This window comes from Billgrantia tianxiuensis, from assembly GCF_009834345.1.
Classification (GTDB): Bacteria; Pseudomonadota; Gammaproteobacteria; order Pseudomonadales; family Halomonadaceae; genus Halomonas; species Halomonas tianxiuensis.
In genome coordinates, this window is the sequence record NZ_CP035042.1 from 2607179 (window position 1) to 2623853 (window position 16675).

Below are 16675 nucleotides of genomic sequence, written 5' to 3' on the forward strand. Positions count from 1 at the left end.
GATTCCGCTCGGTTACTTGATCTCGATGGGAAGCTTGAGAGCCTGGACGGCACGAATCAGCGCCTCGCGACTGACGCGCCCTTCCACTTCCGCCCCATGGCGCCCCACCTCGGCGCTCTCCACGCCATCCACCATCATCAGGGCCGTGGTAATGCGGTTGACCTGGTCGGCGTTCTCCACGCCACTGAAACTGAGCGACTGCTGTGGCATGCCTGACTCCCCGGGCATGGAATAGGAAAGCACGAGTCTAACATGGCAACCCTGAAGCGGCAGCCGCTTGCATTCCCGCCGCCCTGCCCGCATACCATTGGCCATATCCCTGACATGACGACCCGGAGCCATACAGGCATGAACGATTGGATAACCGCCCTGGAAGGGCGATACCTGAGCGACGAGCGGGTGACGTTCGACACCTCCGAGCCCGCCCGCCAGGCCATGGAGCGTACCGTCATCACCCCACTCGTTCACCTTGGCGTGCTGGATGTCAGCGGCCCTGGTGCCGACAAGCTGCTACAGGGCCAGACCAGCGCCCAAGTCGATCTCGCCAATGGCAGCTTCGCCCCGCTGACCTGCTTCTGCAGCGCCAAGGGGCGCATGCTGGCCAACGCTCAGTTGCTGCGCATCGATGCCGAGCGCTACCGCCTGATCCTGCATCGCGGCCTGCTCGAGCCGCTGCGCGACCACCTGAAGAAGTTCGCGCCGTTCTACAAGAGCGAACTTGCCATCCGCGACGATCTGGTACTGCTGGGGCTGATCGGCAAGGAAGCCCAGGCCCTGGCGGAAGTCCGCTTCGATGCCGTCCCGCCCGCCGTCTGGCACCAGTCGGGAGACGAGACGGTGCAACTGCTGGCCCACCCGGGGCCACAGCATCGGCTGCTGGCCTGCCTGCCGCTGGAGCAGGCCGAGGCAGTCGCCACCCGGCTCAGCGAACAGGCGGCTCCGGTCGGCAACGCCGTGTGGTGCCTGCAGGACATCCAGGCCGGGCTCGCCTGGCTGACGCCAGCCCACCAGGATGCTCTGCTGCCGCAGATGATCAACTGGGAGGCGCTGGGTGGCATCAGCTTCAAGAAGGGCTGCTACACCGGCCAGGAAGTGGTGGCACGTGCCCACTTCCGCGGCCAGGTGAAGAAGCGCCTGGCCCGCGCGCAGTTGGAAGGAAGCCGGCTGCCCGAACTCGGCGCCAGCGTGGTCGATGCCGATGGCAAGGCTGCAGGTGAGATCGTGGCAGCAGAGCTCGATGCCTACGGTCAGGCCGAAATTCTCGCCGTACTCACCACCCGGGAGGATATCGGACCACTCAGCGTCGACGGTCAGGCCGTCAAATTGCTGAAGCTGCCCTACCCGATCGAGCGTCTCGACCCGGAGAACCTGACCCAGGCAAGCGCCTAGGGCAAGTCCAAGCCGAACACCCGCTTGGCGGTCGCCGTGCTCTGGGCGGCGACCGCCTCCGTGGTCTCGCCGCGCAGCTTCGCCACCATTTCGCAGACCTGGACGATGCGTGCCGGCTCGTTGCGCTGCCCCTGGTAGCCGCACAGCGGCATGTCGGGGCTGTCGGTCTCGAGCACGAAGCCATCCTCGGGCAGGCTCTTCACCGCGCGCCACAGGCGCTGGGCGCGTTCGTAGGTGACCGCACCACCCAGCCCCACCACGAAGCCGAGGTCGAGAAACTTCCAGGCCTGATCCGGCGAGCCGGCGAAAGCGTGAATCAAACCGCCCGCTGGGAGATCGAGCTGGCGCAGCCGCTTCGAGACCTTGTCGTTGGCGTGCACGCAGTGGATCACCACCGGCAGGTGGCGCGCCTTGGCCAGACGCAACTGGGCACTGAACAGCTCCCACTGGTCGTCCAGGGTCTCTTCGAAGCGCGCGTCGATGCCGCATTCGCCCAGCGCCCGCACCTCGGGATGATCATCCAGCATTTGCGCCAGCGCCTCGACGTCGCCCTCGCCGTGTTCATGCATGAAATAGGGATGAAGACCCAGGCTGACGTGGACGTCATCGCGCTGGCCGAGCGCCAGCACGTCGGGCCAGCGCTCGCGAGTGGTACCCGGCACCATGAAGTGGCCGACACCGGCCGTCCTGGCGCGGTCGAACATCGCTTCGCGGTCGTCGTCGAAGGCCTCGAAGTCGAGATGACAGTGGGCGTCGATCAACATCCGTGTCGTGCTCCCTTGCGTGATAATGGCCACGCCTGAGCCCGAGTCACTCCGACTCGGGTTGCATCGCAGGCAACTGCGAGGTGCAGGCCGGACAGCGGGTAGCCGGTATGGGGATTTTGCTCAGGCAGTAAGGACAATCCTTGACCGTCGGCGCCGCCGCCGTCTCGGGAGGATAGGCGAGGTTCTTGAGCCGATTGATGTTGCGGATCAGCAGGAAAGTGGCGAAAGCAACGATCAGGAACGACAGTACGGCATTGAGGAACAGACCGTAGTTGAGCGTCACCGCGCCGGCCGCCTGGGCCTGTTCCAGAGTGTGGTAGACCTCGTCGCCAGGACCGTCACGCAGCACCAGGAACTGGTTGGTAAAGTTCATCCCACCCGTCGCCAGGCTGATCAACGGGGTGAACACATCCCGCACCAGACTGTTGACGATGGAAGTGAAGGCGGCGCCGATGATGATGCCCACCGCCATGTCTACCACGTTCCCCTTGACCGCAAACTCGCGGAACTCCTTCAGCATCTTCGATGCCATTGGAATCTCTCCCCAACCTCACACTGAGTCGCCACCTGGCCTGCTCGACTCAGTGCTCGCGGGTTGCCGCAAAGCGAATCTCCGGCCAGCGCTCCTGGGTCATCTGCAGATTGACCCTCGTGGGGGCAATATAAGTCAGGTAGCCGCCGCCATCCAGCGCCAGGTTGGCGCTCGCCTTGCGCTTGAACTCCTCGAGTTTCTTGGCGTCGTCGCAGTAGATCCAGCGCGCGGTCTGCACGTTGACCGGCTCGTAGACGCAATCGACCTTGTACTCCTCCTTGAGGCGATGCGCGACCACGTCGAACTGCAGGGTGCCCACGGCGCCGAGAATCAAGTCGTTGTTGTCCAGCGGCTGGAACAGCTGGGTGGCGCCCTCCTCTGAGAGCTGCTGGAGCCCCTTCTGCAGCGCCTTGAGCTTGAGCGGATCCTTGAGTTGCACACGCTTGAACAGCTCCGGGGCGAAGTGCGGAATGCCGGTGAAGCGCATGTCCTCGCCCATGGTGAAGGTATCGCCGATCTGGATGGTGCCGTGGTTGTGCAAGCCGATGATGTCACCGGGCCAGGCCTCCTCGACGTGGGCGCGGTCGGAGGCCATGAAGGTGAGGGCATCGGCAATCTTGACGTCCTTGCCGATACGCACGTGGCGCATCTTCATGTTCTTCTCGTACTTGCCCGAGCACACCCGCAGGAAGGCGATGCGATCGCGATGCTTGGGGTCCATGTTGGCCTGGATCTTGAAAACGAAGCCGGTGAAGCGCGAGTCCTCGGCCTCCACGGTACGGGTGTCGGTCTCGCGCGGCTGCGGCGACGGCGCGTATTCGACGAAGCCGTCGAGCATCTCGCGCACGCCGAAGTTGCCCATGGCGGTACCGAAGTAGACCGGGGTCAGCTCACCGCGACGGTAGGCGTCGAGATCGAACTCGTGAGAAGCGCCGCGCACCAGTTCCACCTCCATGCGCAGCTCCTCGGCCTGCTCGGCACCCAGCACCTCGTCGACCTCGGGGTTGTCGAGCCCCTCGATGCGCTTGTCGTCCGGGATACGGTTGCCCTGCCCCTGGGTGTAGAGATGAATCACGTCGTTGTAGAGGTGATAAACGCCCTTGAAGTGGCGCCCCATGCCGATCGGCCAAGTCATGGGCGCACACTGGATGTTCAGCACCGTCTCCACTTCGTCCATCACCTCGATGGGATCGCGGATGTCGCGGTCCATCTTGTTGACGAAGGTGAGGATCGGCGTAGTGCGCAGGCGGCACACTTCCATCAGCTTGATGGTGCGCTCTTCGACACCCTTGGCACCGTCGATCACCATCAGCGCCGAATCCACCGCCGTCAGCGTGCGGTAGGTGTCTTCGGAGAAGTCCTCGTGCCCCGGCGTGTCGAGCAGGTTGACCATGCGCCCGCCATAGGGGAACTGCATCACCGAGGTGGTCACCGAGATACCCCGCTCCTGCTCCATCTTCATCCAGTCGGAGGTAGCGTGGCGGTCGTTGCGCTTGCTCTTCACCGAACCGGCGAGCTGGATGGCATTTCCGAACAGCAGCATCTTCTCGGTAATGGTGGTCTTGCCCGCATCGGGGTGCGAGATGATGGCGAAGGTTCTACGCAGCCCGACTTCACGGGCCAGATCGGCAGCTGACATCAGATAGTTTCGTCGTCATTGGCACCGCGGGGCGGTGCGTGAATGGTGAAGTGGCACGCATTCTACGGTTTTGCCCGACTCAGTTGTAGGGCGACGACGCGAATGGCTACTGCCGGGTTCGCGCCCAGCCTGAGCGAATGGCGGCACGACACGGTATCATGTGGGCGGATTCATCGCTGGAGCCCCCATGCCAACCGCCCCGCCCCTGCCGCTTTCCACGCCCAGCCGCAACCTGATTCGCCTGACCATCGTGCGAGGCATCACTTGGACCGGTTTCCTGGCGGCGGTCATCGTGGGTATCGAGCTGCTCCACTTCGAGCTGGAGGTACCCGCCGTCATCGGCGTGATCGTGTGCATGGGGCTGGTCAACCTGTTCACCTGGTGGCGACTCGGCCGCCAGTGGGCGGTCAGCCATACCGAATACGTGCTGCACCTGCTGGCCGACATCTTCGGGCTGACGCTGCTGTTCTACCTTACCGGCGGTTCCAACAATCCTTTCATCAACTATTACCTGGTACCGGTCACCATTGCCGCCGCCACCCTGCCCTGGCGCTACGCCTGGATCGTCGCTTCGGCGGCCATGGCCTCGTACACGCTGTTGATGTGGGATTACCATCCGGTGCCGCAGTTCGCCCATTATCACGAGGGCTTTGGCGTCAACCTGCACGTGCTGGGCATGTGGCTCAACTTTGGCCTATCGGCGGGGCTCGTGACGTTCTTCATCTTCAAGATGGCCCACGCCCTGCGCAGCCGCGAACGGGCCCTTTCCCAGACCCGCGAATCCGCTCTGCGCAACGAGCAGATCGTCGCGGTGGCCACCCAGGCGGCAGGCACCGCCCACGAGCTGGGAACGCCGCTATCGACGATGGCGGTGCTGCTCGCCGAAATGCGCGAGGATGCTCGCGACAACCCTGAGCTGATCGAAGATATCGAATTGCTGCGTCGCCAGGTCGACGTGTGCAAATCGCGGTTGCGCCATCTGGTGGAGAGCGCCGACCGACGGCGCATGGCCGAGCCCGAGGTGCGCGATGCGCGCGACTGGCTCCAGGGAGTCGTGCAGCGCTGGCTGGTGTTGCGCCCCGACGTCAGCTACCGCCTCGAGATCAGCGAACAGCGCGGCACGCCCTGGCTGAAGGTCGACACGACGCTGGATCAGGCCATCACCAACCTGCTCAACAACGCCGCCGACGCCAATCCGGACGACATCAACATTCGTCTCGACTGGAACGCCGAGGAGACGGTGATCGACATCCGCGACCACGGTCCCGGCGTCACCCTGGATATTGCCGACCAGTTGGGCGAGACCTTCGTCTCGACCAAGAGCAAGGGGCTGGGCATCGGCCTGTTCCTGACCCACGCCACCATCAACCGCTTCGGCGGCGGCGTGAGGCTGTATAATCATCCTGACGGGGGGACGCTGACTGAAGTGATCCTGCCGCACAGTGAGCCCTGAGCGACGAGGACACCATGCAAGACGCCGAAACACGCCTGCTGATCGTCGACGACGACGAAATGTTCTGCCACGTGCTCTCCCGCGCCCTGGGCCGGCGCGGCTACGAGGTGCTGGTGGCCAACGATGCCGAGCAGGCAATCGCCCTGGCCCGCCGTCACCGCCCCGAGCTGGCCACCCTCGATCTCAAGCTGGAGCACAGCTCGGGCCTGAAGCTGCTGCCGGAGCTGCTCGAGGTGGTGCCGAGCTGTCGTGTCGTGGTGCTGACCGGCTACTCCAGCATCGCCACCGCCGTGGAAGCGATCAAGCTCGGCGCAGTCAACTACCTGTGCAAGCCCGCCGATGCCGACGAGATCCTGACCGCACTGGAGCGGGAACAGGGCGACCCGGATGCCGAGGTGGCCGACAACCCGCCCTCGATCAACCGCATCGCCTGGGAGCATATCCAGAAGGTTCTGCAGGAGCACGACGGCAATATCTCCGCCACCGCCCGCGCCCTGGGCATGCACCGCCGCACCCTGCAGCGCAAGCTGCAGAAGCGGCCAGTGCGGCGCTGACTTTCCAGCGTGGCGAGGTTTCGGCTGCCAGGTTGGAGGTTGACGTCGCGACTTTCCCGGCGACAGGTCTGCGCGGAGGCGCTGTAAACCCATCCCTGGGCGCTACTTTTTCCTTCCCTGGAAAAAGACCTCCGCTTCGACCTGTCCCCGGTGCCGCTCGCGTGAGTAGCAATTTCCGTAGCGCTTATTGAGCCGTCCAGCCCAGATCAATATTCCAGCTCGAGCCGCTCACCGCGCCTGCCGCATCCGAAGCCAGGTAGGCCACCAGCGCCGACACTTCTTCAGGATCGATCAGGCGCTTGACCGCGGCGTTCTTGAGCATGATCTGCTCCACCACGTCCTGCTCGTCCATGTTATGCAAGCGGGCCTGGTCGGCGATCTGGTTCTCCACCAAGGGTGTCTTGACGTAGGCCGGGCAGATGGCATTGGCGGTGATCCCCTGCGGGCCGCCCTCCAGCGCCGCCGTCTTGGTCAGCCCGATCAACCCGTGCTTGGCGCTGATATAGGCCGACTTGCCCGGCGAGGCGACCTGGGCATGCACGGAGGCGATGTTGACGATCCGCCCCCAGCCGTTCCGGCGCATCGAGGGCCAGGCCGCCTGGGTCAGCAGGAAAGGAGCCGTCAGCATCAGGTCGATGATCTGCCGCCACTTGGCTTCGGGGAAATCCTCGATCGGCGAGACATGCTGGATGCCGGCGTTGTTGACCAGAATGTCGACCCGCCCGAAGCGCTGGATCGCCTCCGCCACGGCCCCCTTGCAGGCCTCGCCGTCGGTGAGATCGGCCTGGTAGAACGCCGCCCCGGCAGCGTCGGCCTTGTCCTTGGCCTGCTCATTGAAATCGACGGCCAGCACCTGGTGGCCGAGTTCACGGAACTGGCGTACCACGGCCTCGCCGATACCGCTGGCGGTTCCCGTCACCAGGGCGACGCGTGGCACGGAAGTCGTTGTGTTGGTCATGGGGTAAATCCTTCTACACGGCGTTGGAAGTTCGCGGGTCCTTCAGCATAAGCCCGGGGTTGCGAACAAGGCCAGCCTGAAAAGCCCGCGAACTACTGCTCCTCCGCCGGCGTCATCACCTTGGTCATCAGACGCTGGGCCAGGCGGCTGCCCTCCTCGCGTGTCTCCAGGTCGGACAGGTCGTCGAGCAGCTCGCAGCGCCACAGCCAGATACCCTCTTCCAGCGTCTCGGCGACGAAGGGGTAGCGGCCCGAAGGCAGCGCAAAGGCCCGGCACTCGCCTTCGCTCGGCGGGGCGGCGCTGGCAAAGACCGGAAACAGCACGAGAGATAGCGAGACGGGACTGATCAAGGCGCCAACCAGATAGTCGCGTCCGGTCGCCGTCACGCCATCGTCCGGACAGACCTGGAAACACAACGCATCGACCTCGAGGCGCGGGTTGCGACCCGGCGCTGCTTCGAGCGCAGCGCCATGCCGTCGCTTCCAGGCCTGGGCCATCTCGTTCAGGCGCTGGTATTGCTCGGGCGTCGGGGCCAGCATGGCACACTCCTTGGTAAGCTGAGGGGCACAGACGTCCCGTTCGGCAGGACGCCTCGCGACTGCTATTCTGGCAGGTCCATGCGCAACGAGGAATGCTCATGCTCCCCCAGCAGCGTCTAGAGCTGGCCGTCTCCATTGCTCTGGAGGCCGGCGAACGGATCGTCGTGGCCAGGAACCAACAGACCTTCAACCAGCAGCTCAAGAATGGGCACGAACTCGTCACCGACGTGGACGTCGCGATCGACACGCTGATCAGTGAGCGGCTCGACGCCACCCTGCCCGGCGAACAGCGCCTCAGCGAGGAGCTTGCCCCCGACCGCGAGGTGGCGCATACGGCCGAGTCGCTGTGGGTCATCGACCCCATCGACGGTACCGTCAACTTCGCGCATGGCTTGCACCACGTGGCCGTTTCCATCGCCTGGATGAGTGAAGGCAAGACCCGCCTGGGCGTGGTACATGCCCCTTCCTCGGCGAGACCTATACCGCCTTGTACGGCCAGGGGGCCTGGCGCAACGGCAAACCGATCCACGCCAGCCGCACCACCAACCTGCAGCGCTGCCTGGTCGGCACCGGTTTTCCCTACCGCCGCGACAGTCGCCCGCCGCTGATGCGCCGGCTGATGGCCGTACTGGAGCACTGTCAGGATGTGCGGCGCAACGGCTCGGCCGCTCTCGATCTGTGCGACGTGGCCTGCGGGCGCCTGGATGCCTACTACGAGAGCGTCTCGCCCTGGGATTTCGCCGCCGGCGTGCTGATCGCCCGCGAGGCCGGCGCCCGTGCCGGTCACCTCTACCCCTGCCCCAAGGGGATCCCGGAGGATCTTTACGGCGAGAACCTGCTGGTCAGCGCCCCGGAGATCCATGCCGAGCTGGGTGAGCTGCTGCGTGCAGCCGACGCCAATGAGCTGCGTCTCTACTGAGGGAAACGCTGAACAAATCGACGAGCGAGATGAAGCGCAACGCAGCGATTCGCTCGCGCAGGCATTTGTGCAGTGTTTCCTGAGTGCGCGCAGGCAATAGTAGCCTGCAATCGATCCACTAGTAGTGTCCTATTGGCCGTCAGGGGCGCCATCCGTCACAATGACGGCACTCATTACCCCCTTCAGGAGACATTCGTATGTTCGTGGTCATCTTCGGTCGTCCCGGCTGCCCCTTTTGCGTACGCGCCCAGACCCTTGCCGAGCGTCTGGAAAGCGCCAACGTGATCGAGGGCCACCGCTACGTGGACATCTGGGCCGAAGGCATCAGCAAGGCCGACCTGGAGAAGACCATCGGCAAGCCGGTGTCGACCGTCCCGCAGGTCTTCATCGACCAGACCCACGTCGGCGGTTTCACCGAATTCGACCAGTACGTGCGCGACAACGCCCTTCTGGCGTGACCCTTTCTTTTGTACCGGGCCCGGCTCGCCACCCCGGGCCCAAGCCAGCGTTCATTTCCCGTTTAACGTTTTCCCCCGCGTTGAAAGACGTTCCTCGCCAAGCCCTATACTGAGGTCTAATGCTTGGCGCATCTGGACAAAGGAACGGCACGATGCAAAGGGAAGAATTCCTCCAGCAACTCTGGCTCGACTACATCCATCATCACCCGGATGTGGGGATGCTTCGCCTGTGGCCGACAGATGCGCCGGTCGAGTACCTGACCCTACTTACGCTCGACCAGTCGCCATTCGCCGAACAGGACCTGTTGCCGACTCTCGGCCATCTCGGCTATCGCCCCGTACATCGCTATGCCATGGCCGATCGCGGCCTGCTGGTATCGTTACTGGCCCCGCCCGACGACGGCACCTGGCTGGTGCTGGCCGAGCTACAGCTCAGCAGCCTGTCGCGCGAGCCACGCAACATGCTGACCGCGCTAGTCAGCCATACCCACCCGCAGGACACCCGCGGCAAGAACCTGTTGTGTCGGGGACGCCCCTGGGCCATGCCCAGCTGGGAGCTCTACAGCCTGCTCTACGAGGCCCATCCGCTGGCCGGCTGGATCGCGGTCATGGGGCCGAGCGTGCATCATGCCGGCTTCGATTGCGAGCGCCTTGGCCATCGCTTCGACAAGCTCGATGCCGCCCTTGCCGCAGCCGGCCTGGCAGGTAGCGAGGACCGCCATCACGGAGTCTTTCCCGTCTCACCACTGCTCCAGTACCGCTTCTACCCCACCTGCTCGCAGCGCCTTGCCTTTGCCGATGGGGACGAACACCGCATCGGCCTGGGCGGTCTGGCGCTGATGCAGAAGCGCCTGAGCAGCGACCATGAGCGCGCCGTGGAACTGCTGCTGCCGCATCACACCCGCTGCGAGATCACCTGAGACGGCCGTCGTCAGCCACCGAAAGCGTTATCCACAGAAATTGTGGATAACGCTGTGCAAGACGCTGTGGTAACCGACATCGGGCCGGAAACAGCGCGCTCCGGTGACATTGATCATAAAATCATCACATGCCGAAACAGAAAGGCCCGGGCCAAGCCCGGGCCTGAAAGTGCCGTCCAGAGAGGCTCAGTCGAATGTCATTTCCGGTACGTGATCGGGCACGATCAGCTTGCCGGCGGTCTTTTCGACGATCTCCTCGACGCTCACCCCGGGCGCACGCTCCTTGAGGACGAAAGCACCGTTCTCGATCTCCAGGTAAGCGAGGTCGGTCAGCACCCGGTTGATGCAACCGGCGCCGGTCAGCGGCAGCGTGCACTTCTCGAGCAGCTTGGATTCACCATGCTTGGAGGCGTGGGTCATGGTACAGATGATGTTCTCGGCACCCGCCACCAGGTCCATGGCCCCGCCCATGCCCTTGATCAGCTTGCCCGGTACCATCCAGGAGGCAATGTTGCCTTCCTGGTCGACCTCGAAGGCGCCGAGCACGGTGAGGTCGACATGGCCGCCACGGATCATGGCGAAGGATTCCGCTGAATGGAAGATGGCCGCGCCGGGGCGCGCCGTCACGGTCTGCTTGCCGGCGTTGATCATGTCCGGGTCGACCTCGTCCTCGGTGGGGAAGCGCCCCATGCCGAGCAGGCCGTTTTCCGATTGCAGCATCACATCGATGCCCTCGGGACGTAGTTGGCTACCAGGGTCGGAATGCCGATCCCCAAGTTGACGTAGAAGCCGTCCTTCAACTCTTGCGCCACGCGCTGCGCCATCTGTTCGCGAGTCAGTGCCATCTTGTTTGCCTCTTGTGTTCGGTGGAGAAGCGGAAAATCGATGCCGGCGGTGAGCCGGCGCCTGAACGGCGAAGGGTTCAACCCTCGCGTACGGTGCGCTTCTCGATACGCTTCTCGAAGGTGCCCTGGATAATGCGATCGACGTAAATGCCCGGCGTATGGATCTGGTCGGGACGCAGCTCGCCCGGCTCGACGATCTCCTCGACCTCCACCACGGTGACCTTGCCGCAGGTGGCGGCCAGCGGGTTGAAGTTCTGCGCCGTGTCGCGGTAGATCACGTTGCCATAGCGGTCGGCCTTCCAGCCCTTGACGATGGCGAAGTCGGCGTGGAACGCCTCCTCGAGGATGTAGTGACGCCCGTTGAACTCGCGCACCTCCTTGCCCTCGCCGATCGGCGTGCCGTAACCGGTGGCGGTGTAGAAAGCGGGAATACCGGCGCCGCCGGCGCGCATCTTCTCGGCCAGGGTTCCCTGCGGCGTCAGGATCACTTCGATCTCTTCGTTGAGCATCTGTTGCTCGAACAGGGCGTTCTCGCCCACGTAGGAGGCATAGAAGCGCTTGATTTGTTTGTCTTCCAGCAGCAGGCCCAGGCCGAATCCGTCGACGCCGCAGTTGTTGGAGATGACCGTGAGATCCTTGACGCCCCGACGCTTGATCTCGGCAATCAGGTTTTCGGGGATACCGCACAGGCCAAAGCCCCCGGCAACGACGGTCATGCCGCTCTCGATGCCAGCCATTGCCTCTTCGTAGGAGTACACGCGCTTGTCGAATCCGGACATCGCAAAGCCTCGTCTTGTTGTGAAGTGGGTAAATTGACGGTAGCAGACAGTGTTGACCCACCCCATATATTTGTTAAGTTTGTTTTTTTTATGAATTGATATGAATGATTTATAAAATGAGCCAGCCGACATGACCGCCAAGCAGTTGCGGGCCTTCCTTGCCGTGGCCCAGACGTTGAGCTTCACCCAGGCCTGCGAAAGGCTACACCTCTCCCAGCCGGCATTGAGCCTGGCCATCAAGGGCCTGGAGGAAACCCTGGGTGGTCCGCTACTGATTCGCAGCACACGCAGCGTTCGCCTCACGCCGGAGGGCGAGACCCTGCTGCCATTGGCCAAGCGCCTGCTGGCCGACTGGGACAACACCGAGGAGCTGCTGCGCCAGCGCTTCACCCTGCAGCTCGGCCGCGTGGCATTGGCGGCGATGCCATCGGTCGCCTGCAATCGGCTGCCTAGCGCCCTGCGCCGCTTTCGCGAGCGCTTTCCGCGGGTCAACGTGACGGTACATGACGTGATCAACGAGGAAGTGATCGACATGGTGCGCCGCCAGCAGGTCGAGCTCGGTATCGCCTTCGAACCGGAAACCCGCGAGGGCATCGATTTCCTGCCGCTGTTCGACGACACCTTCGTGGCCGTCCTGCCGCCAGACTCACCCTCGGCGGCGGCCGACTCGATCGACTGGAAGACGCTGCTCGCGCACGACTTCATTACCCTGCAACGCCCCTCCATGGTGCGCATCCTGCTGGAGCAGGCGCTGGCCCGCCGGCATACCGAGCTGCCGGTCGCCTTCGAGAGCCACCAACTCGCCACCGTCGGCCGCATGGTGGCCAGCGGCCTGGGTGTCAGCGCCGTACCGACGCTGTGCCGCGAGCAGATGCACGAACTCGGCGCGCGCTGCGTGCCGCTCTTCGATCCGCAGATACGCCGCACCGTGGGCGTGGTCCTGAGCGCCGGTCAGGAACTCTCGACTGCGGCGCGGGCATTGCACGAAGTGCTGCAAACGACGCTGTGCGAACCGTCAGCGTGAGTGGAAGCGCTGGCACAGGCTGCTAGGCAGTCAGGGCCTGATCCATTAGCATGTGCGGCTATTCGTCGATAAGTGCCATGACGCAACTCGAGGAGTCAGGAATGTCGACCCTGAAAGGGCTCGTCAGCGTGCTGTTACTGGTGATCACCACCCTTTTCTGGTCGGTCCCCCTGATCCTTTTGACACTGCTCAAGCTGATCACACCGACACGTTCCTTGCGGCTGATCGTACTGCGGGGGCTCAATGGCGTGGCGCTCAACTGGATCGGCTGCAACCTGTGGTGGATGCGTCGCTGGCTGAAGCCCCGCCTCGAGGCGACCCTGCCCGAGGGGCTTTCACCCGAGCAGCGCTGGCTGGTGATCTCCAACCACCGCAGTTGGACCGACATCTTCATGCTGCTGATGGTCCTGCACCGGCAAATCCCGATGCCGCGTTTCTTCCTCAAGCAGCAGCTGATCTGGATTCCTATCGTGGGGCTCGCCTGGTGGGCGCTCGAGTATCCCTTCATGCGCCGCTACAGCCGCGAGCAGATCGAACGCAACCCGCACCTGGCCCACATCGACCGCCAGGCCACCGAACGCATGTGCGAGCGTGCCCGCGAGATGCCCATCGCCATCTTCAACTTCGTTGAAGGCACGCGTTTTACCCCGGCCAAGCGCGACGCGCAAAATAGCCCCTTCCGCCACCTGCTGCGACCCAAGGCCGGCGGTATCGCCCAGGTACTCAGCCTGCTCGGCGAACAGCTCGACGGCATCCTGGACGTCACGCTGCACTACGCGAACCCCCGACCTACCTTCTGGGGTTTCCTGTGTGGCCGCGAAGGTCCGATCACTCTCGAGGCAAGGCACCGTGACGTACCGGCCTGGATGCTCGACGGCAGCTACCATGACGACCCGCACTACAAGGAACGCTTCCACTCATGGCTCAATGCCCTGTGGCAGGAAAAAGACCAGGCGCTCGAATCGCGCTGACGCTGCTCTGCTTGCTGTCGCTGTTGCTTCTCGCCGGCTGCGCTTCGCCCCGCGGCAGTGGCGAGGTCCAGCGTAGCAGCGATCCGGGAATCGCCGGACAGTGGGTCGTGGTACAGCGCGGCGACACCCTGGGCAGCATTGCCGCCCGCGCCGACGTACCGCTTGCCCGCCTCCAGCGCTTCAATCCCGACGTCAACCCCAACCGGCTGGCAGTCGGTCAGCGGCTGTTGATACCGACTCAACAGGAGCGCGCTCCTTCCGGCGGTCCCTATCGCTATCAGGTGCGTCCAGGCGATACCTATTCGGCCATTGCCCGCCGCTTCGGCACCACACCGGCGCGCATCCAATCGGCCAATCCCGGGGTCGAGCCGACTCGACTGCGGGTGGGCCAGATCGTCCAGGTGCCACTACGCGGCTCGGGCAGCGCCGTGGCAAGCTCTTCGTCCTCGTCAGGCGCCGCCTCCACCAGCCGTTCCAGCGGTAGCTCGAGCACGCCTGCGCGTTCGGCGAGTCCCTCACCCGCGCCCAGCTCGCTGCCCGCCTCGGCGCGCAACTGGCCCTGGCCGCTCGAGGACTACCGCATCGTGCGTGCCTACGGCACCGACAACAACGGCACCCTGCAACCGATGCTGCTGGCCACCAATCGCGGCGCCCGGGCCAGAGCGGTCGCCGACGGCGACGTGCGCTTCGCCGGTAGCATGCGCCAGTTGGGCCGCGTGGTCATCGTGCACCACGCCGACAACCTGCAGAGCGTCTACGCCCTGTGCGACAATCTGCTGGTGAACGATGGTGCACGGGTCACGCGTGGTACGCCGGTCTGCGAAGTCGGTTTCAGCAACGCCACCGAACGCTTCGATCTACTCTTCGACATGCGGCTCGGGGGCAAGCCGATCGATCCCCGCCGCGTGCTGCGCTGAGATAGGGAATCGAGGAGAGCACCATGCCAGGCTGGGAGCGACTCTCGACCACACCTCTCCTGGCTCGCTATCAGGGTGTACTCGGTGAACCCAGGGCCAGCGAGGTGCTCGACAGGCTGGACGCCTCGCTGGACTGGCAGCAGCCCAGCCTGCGTCTGTACGGACGCGAGCACCCCATCCCGCGTCGACAGGTGTGGATGGGTGAGCCCGAGGCGTGCTACCGCTACTCGGGGCGCGACTTCATGCCGGTCGCCTGGGATCCGGAAATCCTCGCAATACGCGACCGGATCGCCACCCTGCTGGCGGCGCAGGGCCTCGAAGTCACCTTCAACAGTGTGCTGCTCAACCGCTATGCCGACGGCCACGAGCGCATGGGCTGGCACAGCGACGACGAGCCCGAACTCGGTCAGGACCCCATCGTCGGCGCCGTGACGCTAGGCGCCGAACGACCGCTGCGGTTTCGCTGGAAGCATGGCGCGGGTGAACCGTTCAACGTCTGGCTACCCCACGACAGCCTGTTACTGATGGGACCCGGTTGCCAGACCCTGTTGCAGCACGCGCTGCTGCCTCGGCGCATCCCCGGGCTGCGTATCAGCCTGACGTTTCGCCAGATTCACTGGCCGGCAGGGAACGTTGGTGGCATCAGCGCGCCTGGCGATAGAGCCCCCACAGAATCGTGATCAACAGCGCATAGACCAGCCCACCGGCGGGATACGCCAGGAAGCTGTAGGTCAGGCCGAAGTCGATGAACGCCACCGGCACCAACGTGCCCGCCACCGCCAATGCCCGGCGCTCGCCGGAGCCGGCACTGACACCGCGCGCAAACAGCCAAAGCGGCATGAAGTAGAGCGCCAGCAGAGCCAGCAGCCCCGGCAGCCCCCGCTTGACCCAAGCATCGAGCACGTCATTGTGGGCGTGCCAGAAACGTCCCAGCGAAGGATGCTGCACACCCTCGGCGCCACGCTCGCGCATGGCATCCTGATAGCCGCTGCCTCCCCAGCCCGTCAGGGGACGCTCCAGGATCAGCTGTGAGGAGCCGCGCCACATCTCCAGCCTGGCACTGACCGAGGTCATCTCGTCATCGCCCGCCACATACTGACGCATGCTGTCGATGGCATTATCCACCCGAGTGGCCACGCCGGTCTGCGGCATCACGTAGAGGCTCCCCAATAGCGCCATCAGGGCGGCAATCAGGGTCACCCGCCAGCTCAGCGACAAGCGGCGCCCATGCCCACGGTAGAGCACCCAGACGGCCAGCGGTAGGCCGATCCAGCCCCCCGTGAACCGGAAAACGCCGAGGTGATCAGTCCGGCCAGGCCTCCGGCAATCAGCAGCAGCGACCAGGGCCAGCGTTCCCGGCGCGCAAACGACCAGCTCAAGCCGGCAAAACACAGCAGTCCCAACAGCAGACCGAGATTACCGAACAGGATGGCATGCAACGGCTCGTGGCCACTCGCCCGCGCCGTTCCCTCGACGACACGCTGCCACACGGCCCACCCGCTTGCCGCCAGGCTGCCCAGCGCCAAACCGGCCCAGAGCCAAGTGACGGGCATCCTGGCTCTGGCGAAGGCCAGCAACGTCACCATGCCAAGGGCAAAAGGCCAGGCGTCGGCCAGGCCATCCGCCCCCTCCCCATGCAATAGCAGCATGACGATCCAGATGAGTCCTTGCAGCCCCAGCGCTCCCAGGAGCAGCAGATCCTGGCGACTGGGGAACGCCGCCATCTGGCCCTCCTCGCCGAGCCAAGCCGTCAACAGCAGCAGTGGCGGCACAAGGATAAGCAGGGTCCATGGCAGTACCAGCATCGCCGCGCCCAGCAGCAGCATGGCCGCGGCCGTCAGCCAGGTCTGGTAAAGCACCTTCAGGTGGCGGGGCATGGCCCCGGCGGGAGGTTGACAGGAGTTGTCTTCGATCATGGCAAAAGTTCGTCCGTTGATACGCTGCCGTGAACGGCGCCAGGGCGCGCTGCCCTCCTGGCTCTCCTGGCGCCGTGATGTCACATTACCTCTCA

18 protein-coding genes and 2 pseudogenes are annotated in these 16675 nt (G+C 64.4%); 10 read left to right on the forward strand and 10 right to left on the reverse strand.

The features are described 5' to 3' along the window. Positions 1-12 precede the first annotated feature (12 nt). Positions 13-210 carry a hypothetical protein gene (locus EKK97_RS12165; RefSeq protein ID WP_159552183.1) on the reverse strand — a complete coding sequence of 66 codons (198 nt, stop codon included), beginning with the start codon at positions 208-210 and terminating at the stop codon, positions 13-15. Between the two features lie 138 nt (positions 211-348). Between EKK97_RS12165 and ygfZ the strand changes: the two genes are divergently transcribed. After that, positions 349-1389, forward strand: coding sequence for a CAF17-like 4Fe-4S cluster assembly/insertion protein YgfZ (gene ygfZ / locus EKK97_RS12170; protein ID WP_159552185.1), 1041 nt, complete (start codon positions 349-351; stop codon positions 1387-1389). Here the strand turns inward: ygfZ and EKK97_RS12175 are convergent. The 3 genes from EKK97_RS12175 to EKK97_RS12185 are packed head-to-tail and all read right to left on the reverse strand — an operon-like array spanning position 1386 to position 4327. Further along, a complete protein-coding gene (locus tag EKK97_RS12175) occupies positions 1386-2153 on the reverse strand; it encodes a TatD family hydrolase (protein ID WP_159552187.1) in 768 nt (255 codons plus the stop codon). The two genes, ygfZ and EKK97_RS12175, sit on opposite strands and share 4 nt — an antisense overlap. A 46-nt stretch (positions 2154-2199) precedes the next feature. Beyond that, entirely contained in the window at positions 2200-2688 is a 489-nt protein-coding gene (mscL, locus tag EKK97_RS12180; protein ID WP_159552189.1) for a large conductance mechanosensitive channel protein MscL, read from the reverse strand. A gap of 49 nt (positions 2689-2737) precedes the next feature. Next, positions 2738-4327: a peptide chain release factor 3 gene (locus EKK97_RS12185; RefSeq protein WP_159552191.1), complete on the reverse strand. Its 1590-nt coding sequence runs from the start codon at positions 4325-4327 to the stop codon at positions 2738-2740. A 187-nt stretch (positions 4328-4514) separates the two neighbouring features. On the opposite strand from EKK97_RS12185, the gene EKK97_RS12190 reads away from it, so the two are divergent. Together EKK97_RS12190 and EKK97_RS12195 are read left to right on the forward strand one after the other, a co-directional pair. Further along, positions 4515-5780 carry an ATP-binding protein gene (locus EKK97_RS12190; protein WP_159552193.1) on the forward strand — a complete coding sequence of 422 codons (1266 nt, stop codon included), beginning with the start codon at positions 4515-4517 and terminating at the stop codon, positions 5778-5780. Between the two features lie 14 nt (positions 5781-5794). Then, positions 5795-6334, forward strand: coding sequence for a response regulator transcription factor (locus EKK97_RS12195; protein ID WP_159552195.1), 540 nt, complete (start codon positions 5795-5797; stop codon positions 6332-6334). Positions 6335-6518: 184 nt separating this feature from the next. Here the strand turns inward: EKK97_RS12195 and EKK97_RS12200 are convergent, their stop codons facing one another. Together EKK97_RS12200 and hybE are read right to left on the reverse strand one after the other, a co-directional pair. Next, entirely contained in the window at positions 6519-7292 is a 774-nt protein-coding gene (locus tag EKK97_RS12200) for a 3-hydroxybutyrate dehydrogenase (protein ID WP_159552197.1), read from the reverse strand. Positions 7293-7384: 92 nt separating this feature from the next. Next, positions 7385-7831, reverse strand: a complete 447-nt coding sequence (hybE, locus tag EKK97_RS12205; protein ID WP_159552199.1) for a [NiFe]-hydrogenase assembly chaperone HybE — start codon at positions 7829-7831, stop codon at positions 7385-7387. Positions 7832-7929: 98 nt separating this feature from the next. On the opposite strand from hybE, the pseudogene EKK97_RS12210 reads away from it, so the two are divergent. From EKK97_RS12210 to EKK97_RS12220, 3 genes and pseudogenes are all read left to right on the forward strand, one after another. Continuing rightward, positions 7930-8750: pseudogene (locus tag EKK97_RS12210) on the forward strand (inositol monophosphatase family protein). 197 nt (positions 8751-8947) lie between these two features. After that, the gene (locus tag EKK97_RS12215) at positions 8948-9208 is read left to right on the forward strand and encodes a GrxA family glutaredoxin (protein ID WP_159552201.1); all 261 of its coding nucleotides are present in this window, start codon (positions 8948-8950) and stop codon (positions 9206-9208) included. 152 nt (positions 9209-9360) lie between these two features. Further along, entirely contained in the window at positions 9361-10128 is a 768-nt protein-coding gene (locus EKK97_RS12220) for a VOC family protein (RefSeq protein WP_159552203.1), read from the forward strand. Positions 10129-10314: 186 nt separating this feature from the next. Here the strand turns inward: EKK97_RS12220 and EKK97_RS12225 are convergent. Beyond that, positions 10315-10973: pseudogene (locus EKK97_RS12225) on the reverse strand (CoA transferase subunit B). A gap of 77 nt (positions 10974-11050) precedes the next feature. Next, complete coding sequence (locus EKK97_RS12230) at positions 11051-11752, reverse strand: CoA transferase subunit A (RefSeq protein ID WP_159552205.1); 702 nt, start codon at positions 11750-11752, stop codon at positions 11051-11053. A 130-nt stretch (positions 11753-11882) separates the two neighbouring features. Between EKK97_RS12230 and EKK97_RS12235 the strand changes: the two genes are divergently transcribed. The 4 genes from EKK97_RS12235 (at position 11883) to EKK97_RS12250 (ending at position 15344) form a co-directional block, all read left to right on the forward strand. After that, positions 11883-12776, forward strand: a complete 894-nt coding sequence (locus EKK97_RS12235) for a LysR family transcriptional regulator (protein ID WP_159552207.1) — start codon at positions 11883-11885, stop codon at positions 12774-12776. A 101-nt stretch (positions 12777-12877) separates the two neighbouring features. Next, positions 12878-13747, forward strand: a complete 870-nt coding sequence (locus EKK97_RS12240) for an acyltransferase (protein WP_159552209.1) — start codon at positions 12878-12880, stop codon at positions 13745-13747. Continuing rightward, on the forward strand, positions 13696-14664 hold the full coding sequence (locus tag EKK97_RS12245; RefSeq protein WP_159552211.1) for a LysM peptidoglycan-binding domain-containing protein: 969 nt from the start codon (positions 13696-13698) through the stop codon (positions 14662-14664). Before EKK97_RS12240 ends, EKK97_RS12245 begins: the two co-directional genes overlap by 52 nt. 23 nt (positions 14665-14687) lie before the next feature. Next, positions 14688-15344, forward strand: a complete 657-nt coding sequence (locus EKK97_RS12250; protein ID WP_159552213.1) for an alpha-ketoglutarate-dependent dioxygenase AlkB family protein — start codon at positions 14688-14690, stop codon at positions 15342-15344. Here EKK97_RS12250 and EKK97_RS12255 read toward each other — a convergent pair. Both EKK97_RS12255 and EKK97_RS12260 read right to left on the reverse strand, forming a co-directional pair. Beyond that, complete coding sequence (locus EKK97_RS12255; RefSeq protein WP_236551202.1) at positions 15307-15882, reverse strand: O-antigen ligase family protein; 576 nt, start codon at positions 15880-15882, stop codon at positions 15307-15309. The two genes, EKK97_RS12250 and EKK97_RS12255, sit on opposite strands and share 38 nt — an antisense overlap. Beyond that, on the reverse strand, positions 15873-16664 hold the full coding sequence (locus tag EKK97_RS12260) for a hypothetical protein (protein WP_159552217.1): 792 nt from the start codon (positions 16662-16664) through the stop codon (positions 15873-15875). Before EKK97_RS12260 ends, EKK97_RS12255 begins: the two co-directional genes overlap by 10 nt. Positions 16665-16675 lie beyond the last annotated feature (11 nt).

Bases quoted from the DNA above. Each gene is read 5' to 3' on its own strand.
- EKK97_RS12175 (WP_159552187.1), bottom strand. From the start codon at position 2,153: ATGTTGATCGACGCCCACTGTCATCTCGACTTCGAGGCCTTCGACGAC.
- mscL (WP_159552189.1), bottom strand. From the start codon at position 2,688: ATGGCATCGAAGATGCTGAAGGAGTTCCGCGAGTTTGCGGTCAAGGGG.
- EKK97_RS12200 (WP_159552197.1), bottom strand. From the start codon at position 7,292: ATGACCAACACAACGACTTCCGTGCCACGCGTCGCCCTGGTGACGGGA.
- EKK97_RS12235 (WP_159552207.1), top strand. From the start codon at position 11,883: ATGACCGCCAAGCAGTTGCGGGCCTTCCTTGCCGTGGCCCAGACGTTG.
- EKK97_RS12190 (WP_159552193.1), top strand. From the start codon at position 4,515: ATGCCAACCGCCCCGCCCCTGCCGCTTTCCACGCCCAGCCGCAACCTG.
- EKK97_RS12245 (WP_159552211.1), top strand. From the start codon at position 13,696: ATGGCTCAATGCCCTGTGGCAGGAAAAAGACCAGGCGCTCGAATCGCG.
- EKK97_RS12165 (WP_159552183.1), bottom strand. From the start codon at position 210: ATGCCACAGCAGTCGCTCAGTTTCAGTGGCGTGGAGAACGCCGACCAG.
- EKK97_RS12185 (WP_159552191.1), bottom strand. From the start codon at position 4,327: ATGTCAGCTGCCGATCTGGCCCGTGAAGTCGGGCTGCGTAGAACCTTC.
- EKK97_RS12215 (WP_159552201.1), top strand. From the start codon at position 8,948: ATGTTCGTGGTCATCTTCGGTCGTCCCGGCTGCCCCTTTTGCGTACGC.
- EKK97_RS12230 (WP_159552205.1), bottom strand. From the start codon at position 11,752: ATGTCCGGATTCGACAAGCGCGTGTACTCCTACGAAGAGGCAATGGCT.
- EKK97_RS12220 (WP_159552203.1), top strand. From the start codon at position 9,361: ATGCAAAGGGAAGAATTCCTCCAGCAACTCTGGCTCGACTACATCCAT.
- ygfZ (WP_159552185.1), top strand. From the start codon at position 349: ATGAACGATTGGATAACCGCCCTGGAAGGGCGATACCTGAGCGACGAG.
- EKK97_RS12240 (WP_159552209.1), top strand. From the start codon at position 12,878: ATGTCGACCCTGAAAGGGCTCGTCAGCGTGCTGTTACTGGTGATCACC.
- EKK97_RS12195 (WP_159552195.1), top strand. From the start codon at position 5,795: ATGCAAGACGCCGAAACACGCCTGCTGATCGTCGACGACGACGAAATG.
- hybE (WP_159552199.1), bottom strand. From the start codon at position 7,831: ATGCTGGCCCCGACGCCCGAGCAATACCAGCGCCTGAACGAGATGGCC.
- EKK97_RS12250 (WP_159552213.1), top strand. From the start codon at position 14,688: ATGCCAGGCTGGGAGCGACTCTCGACCACACCTCTCCTGGCTCGCTAT.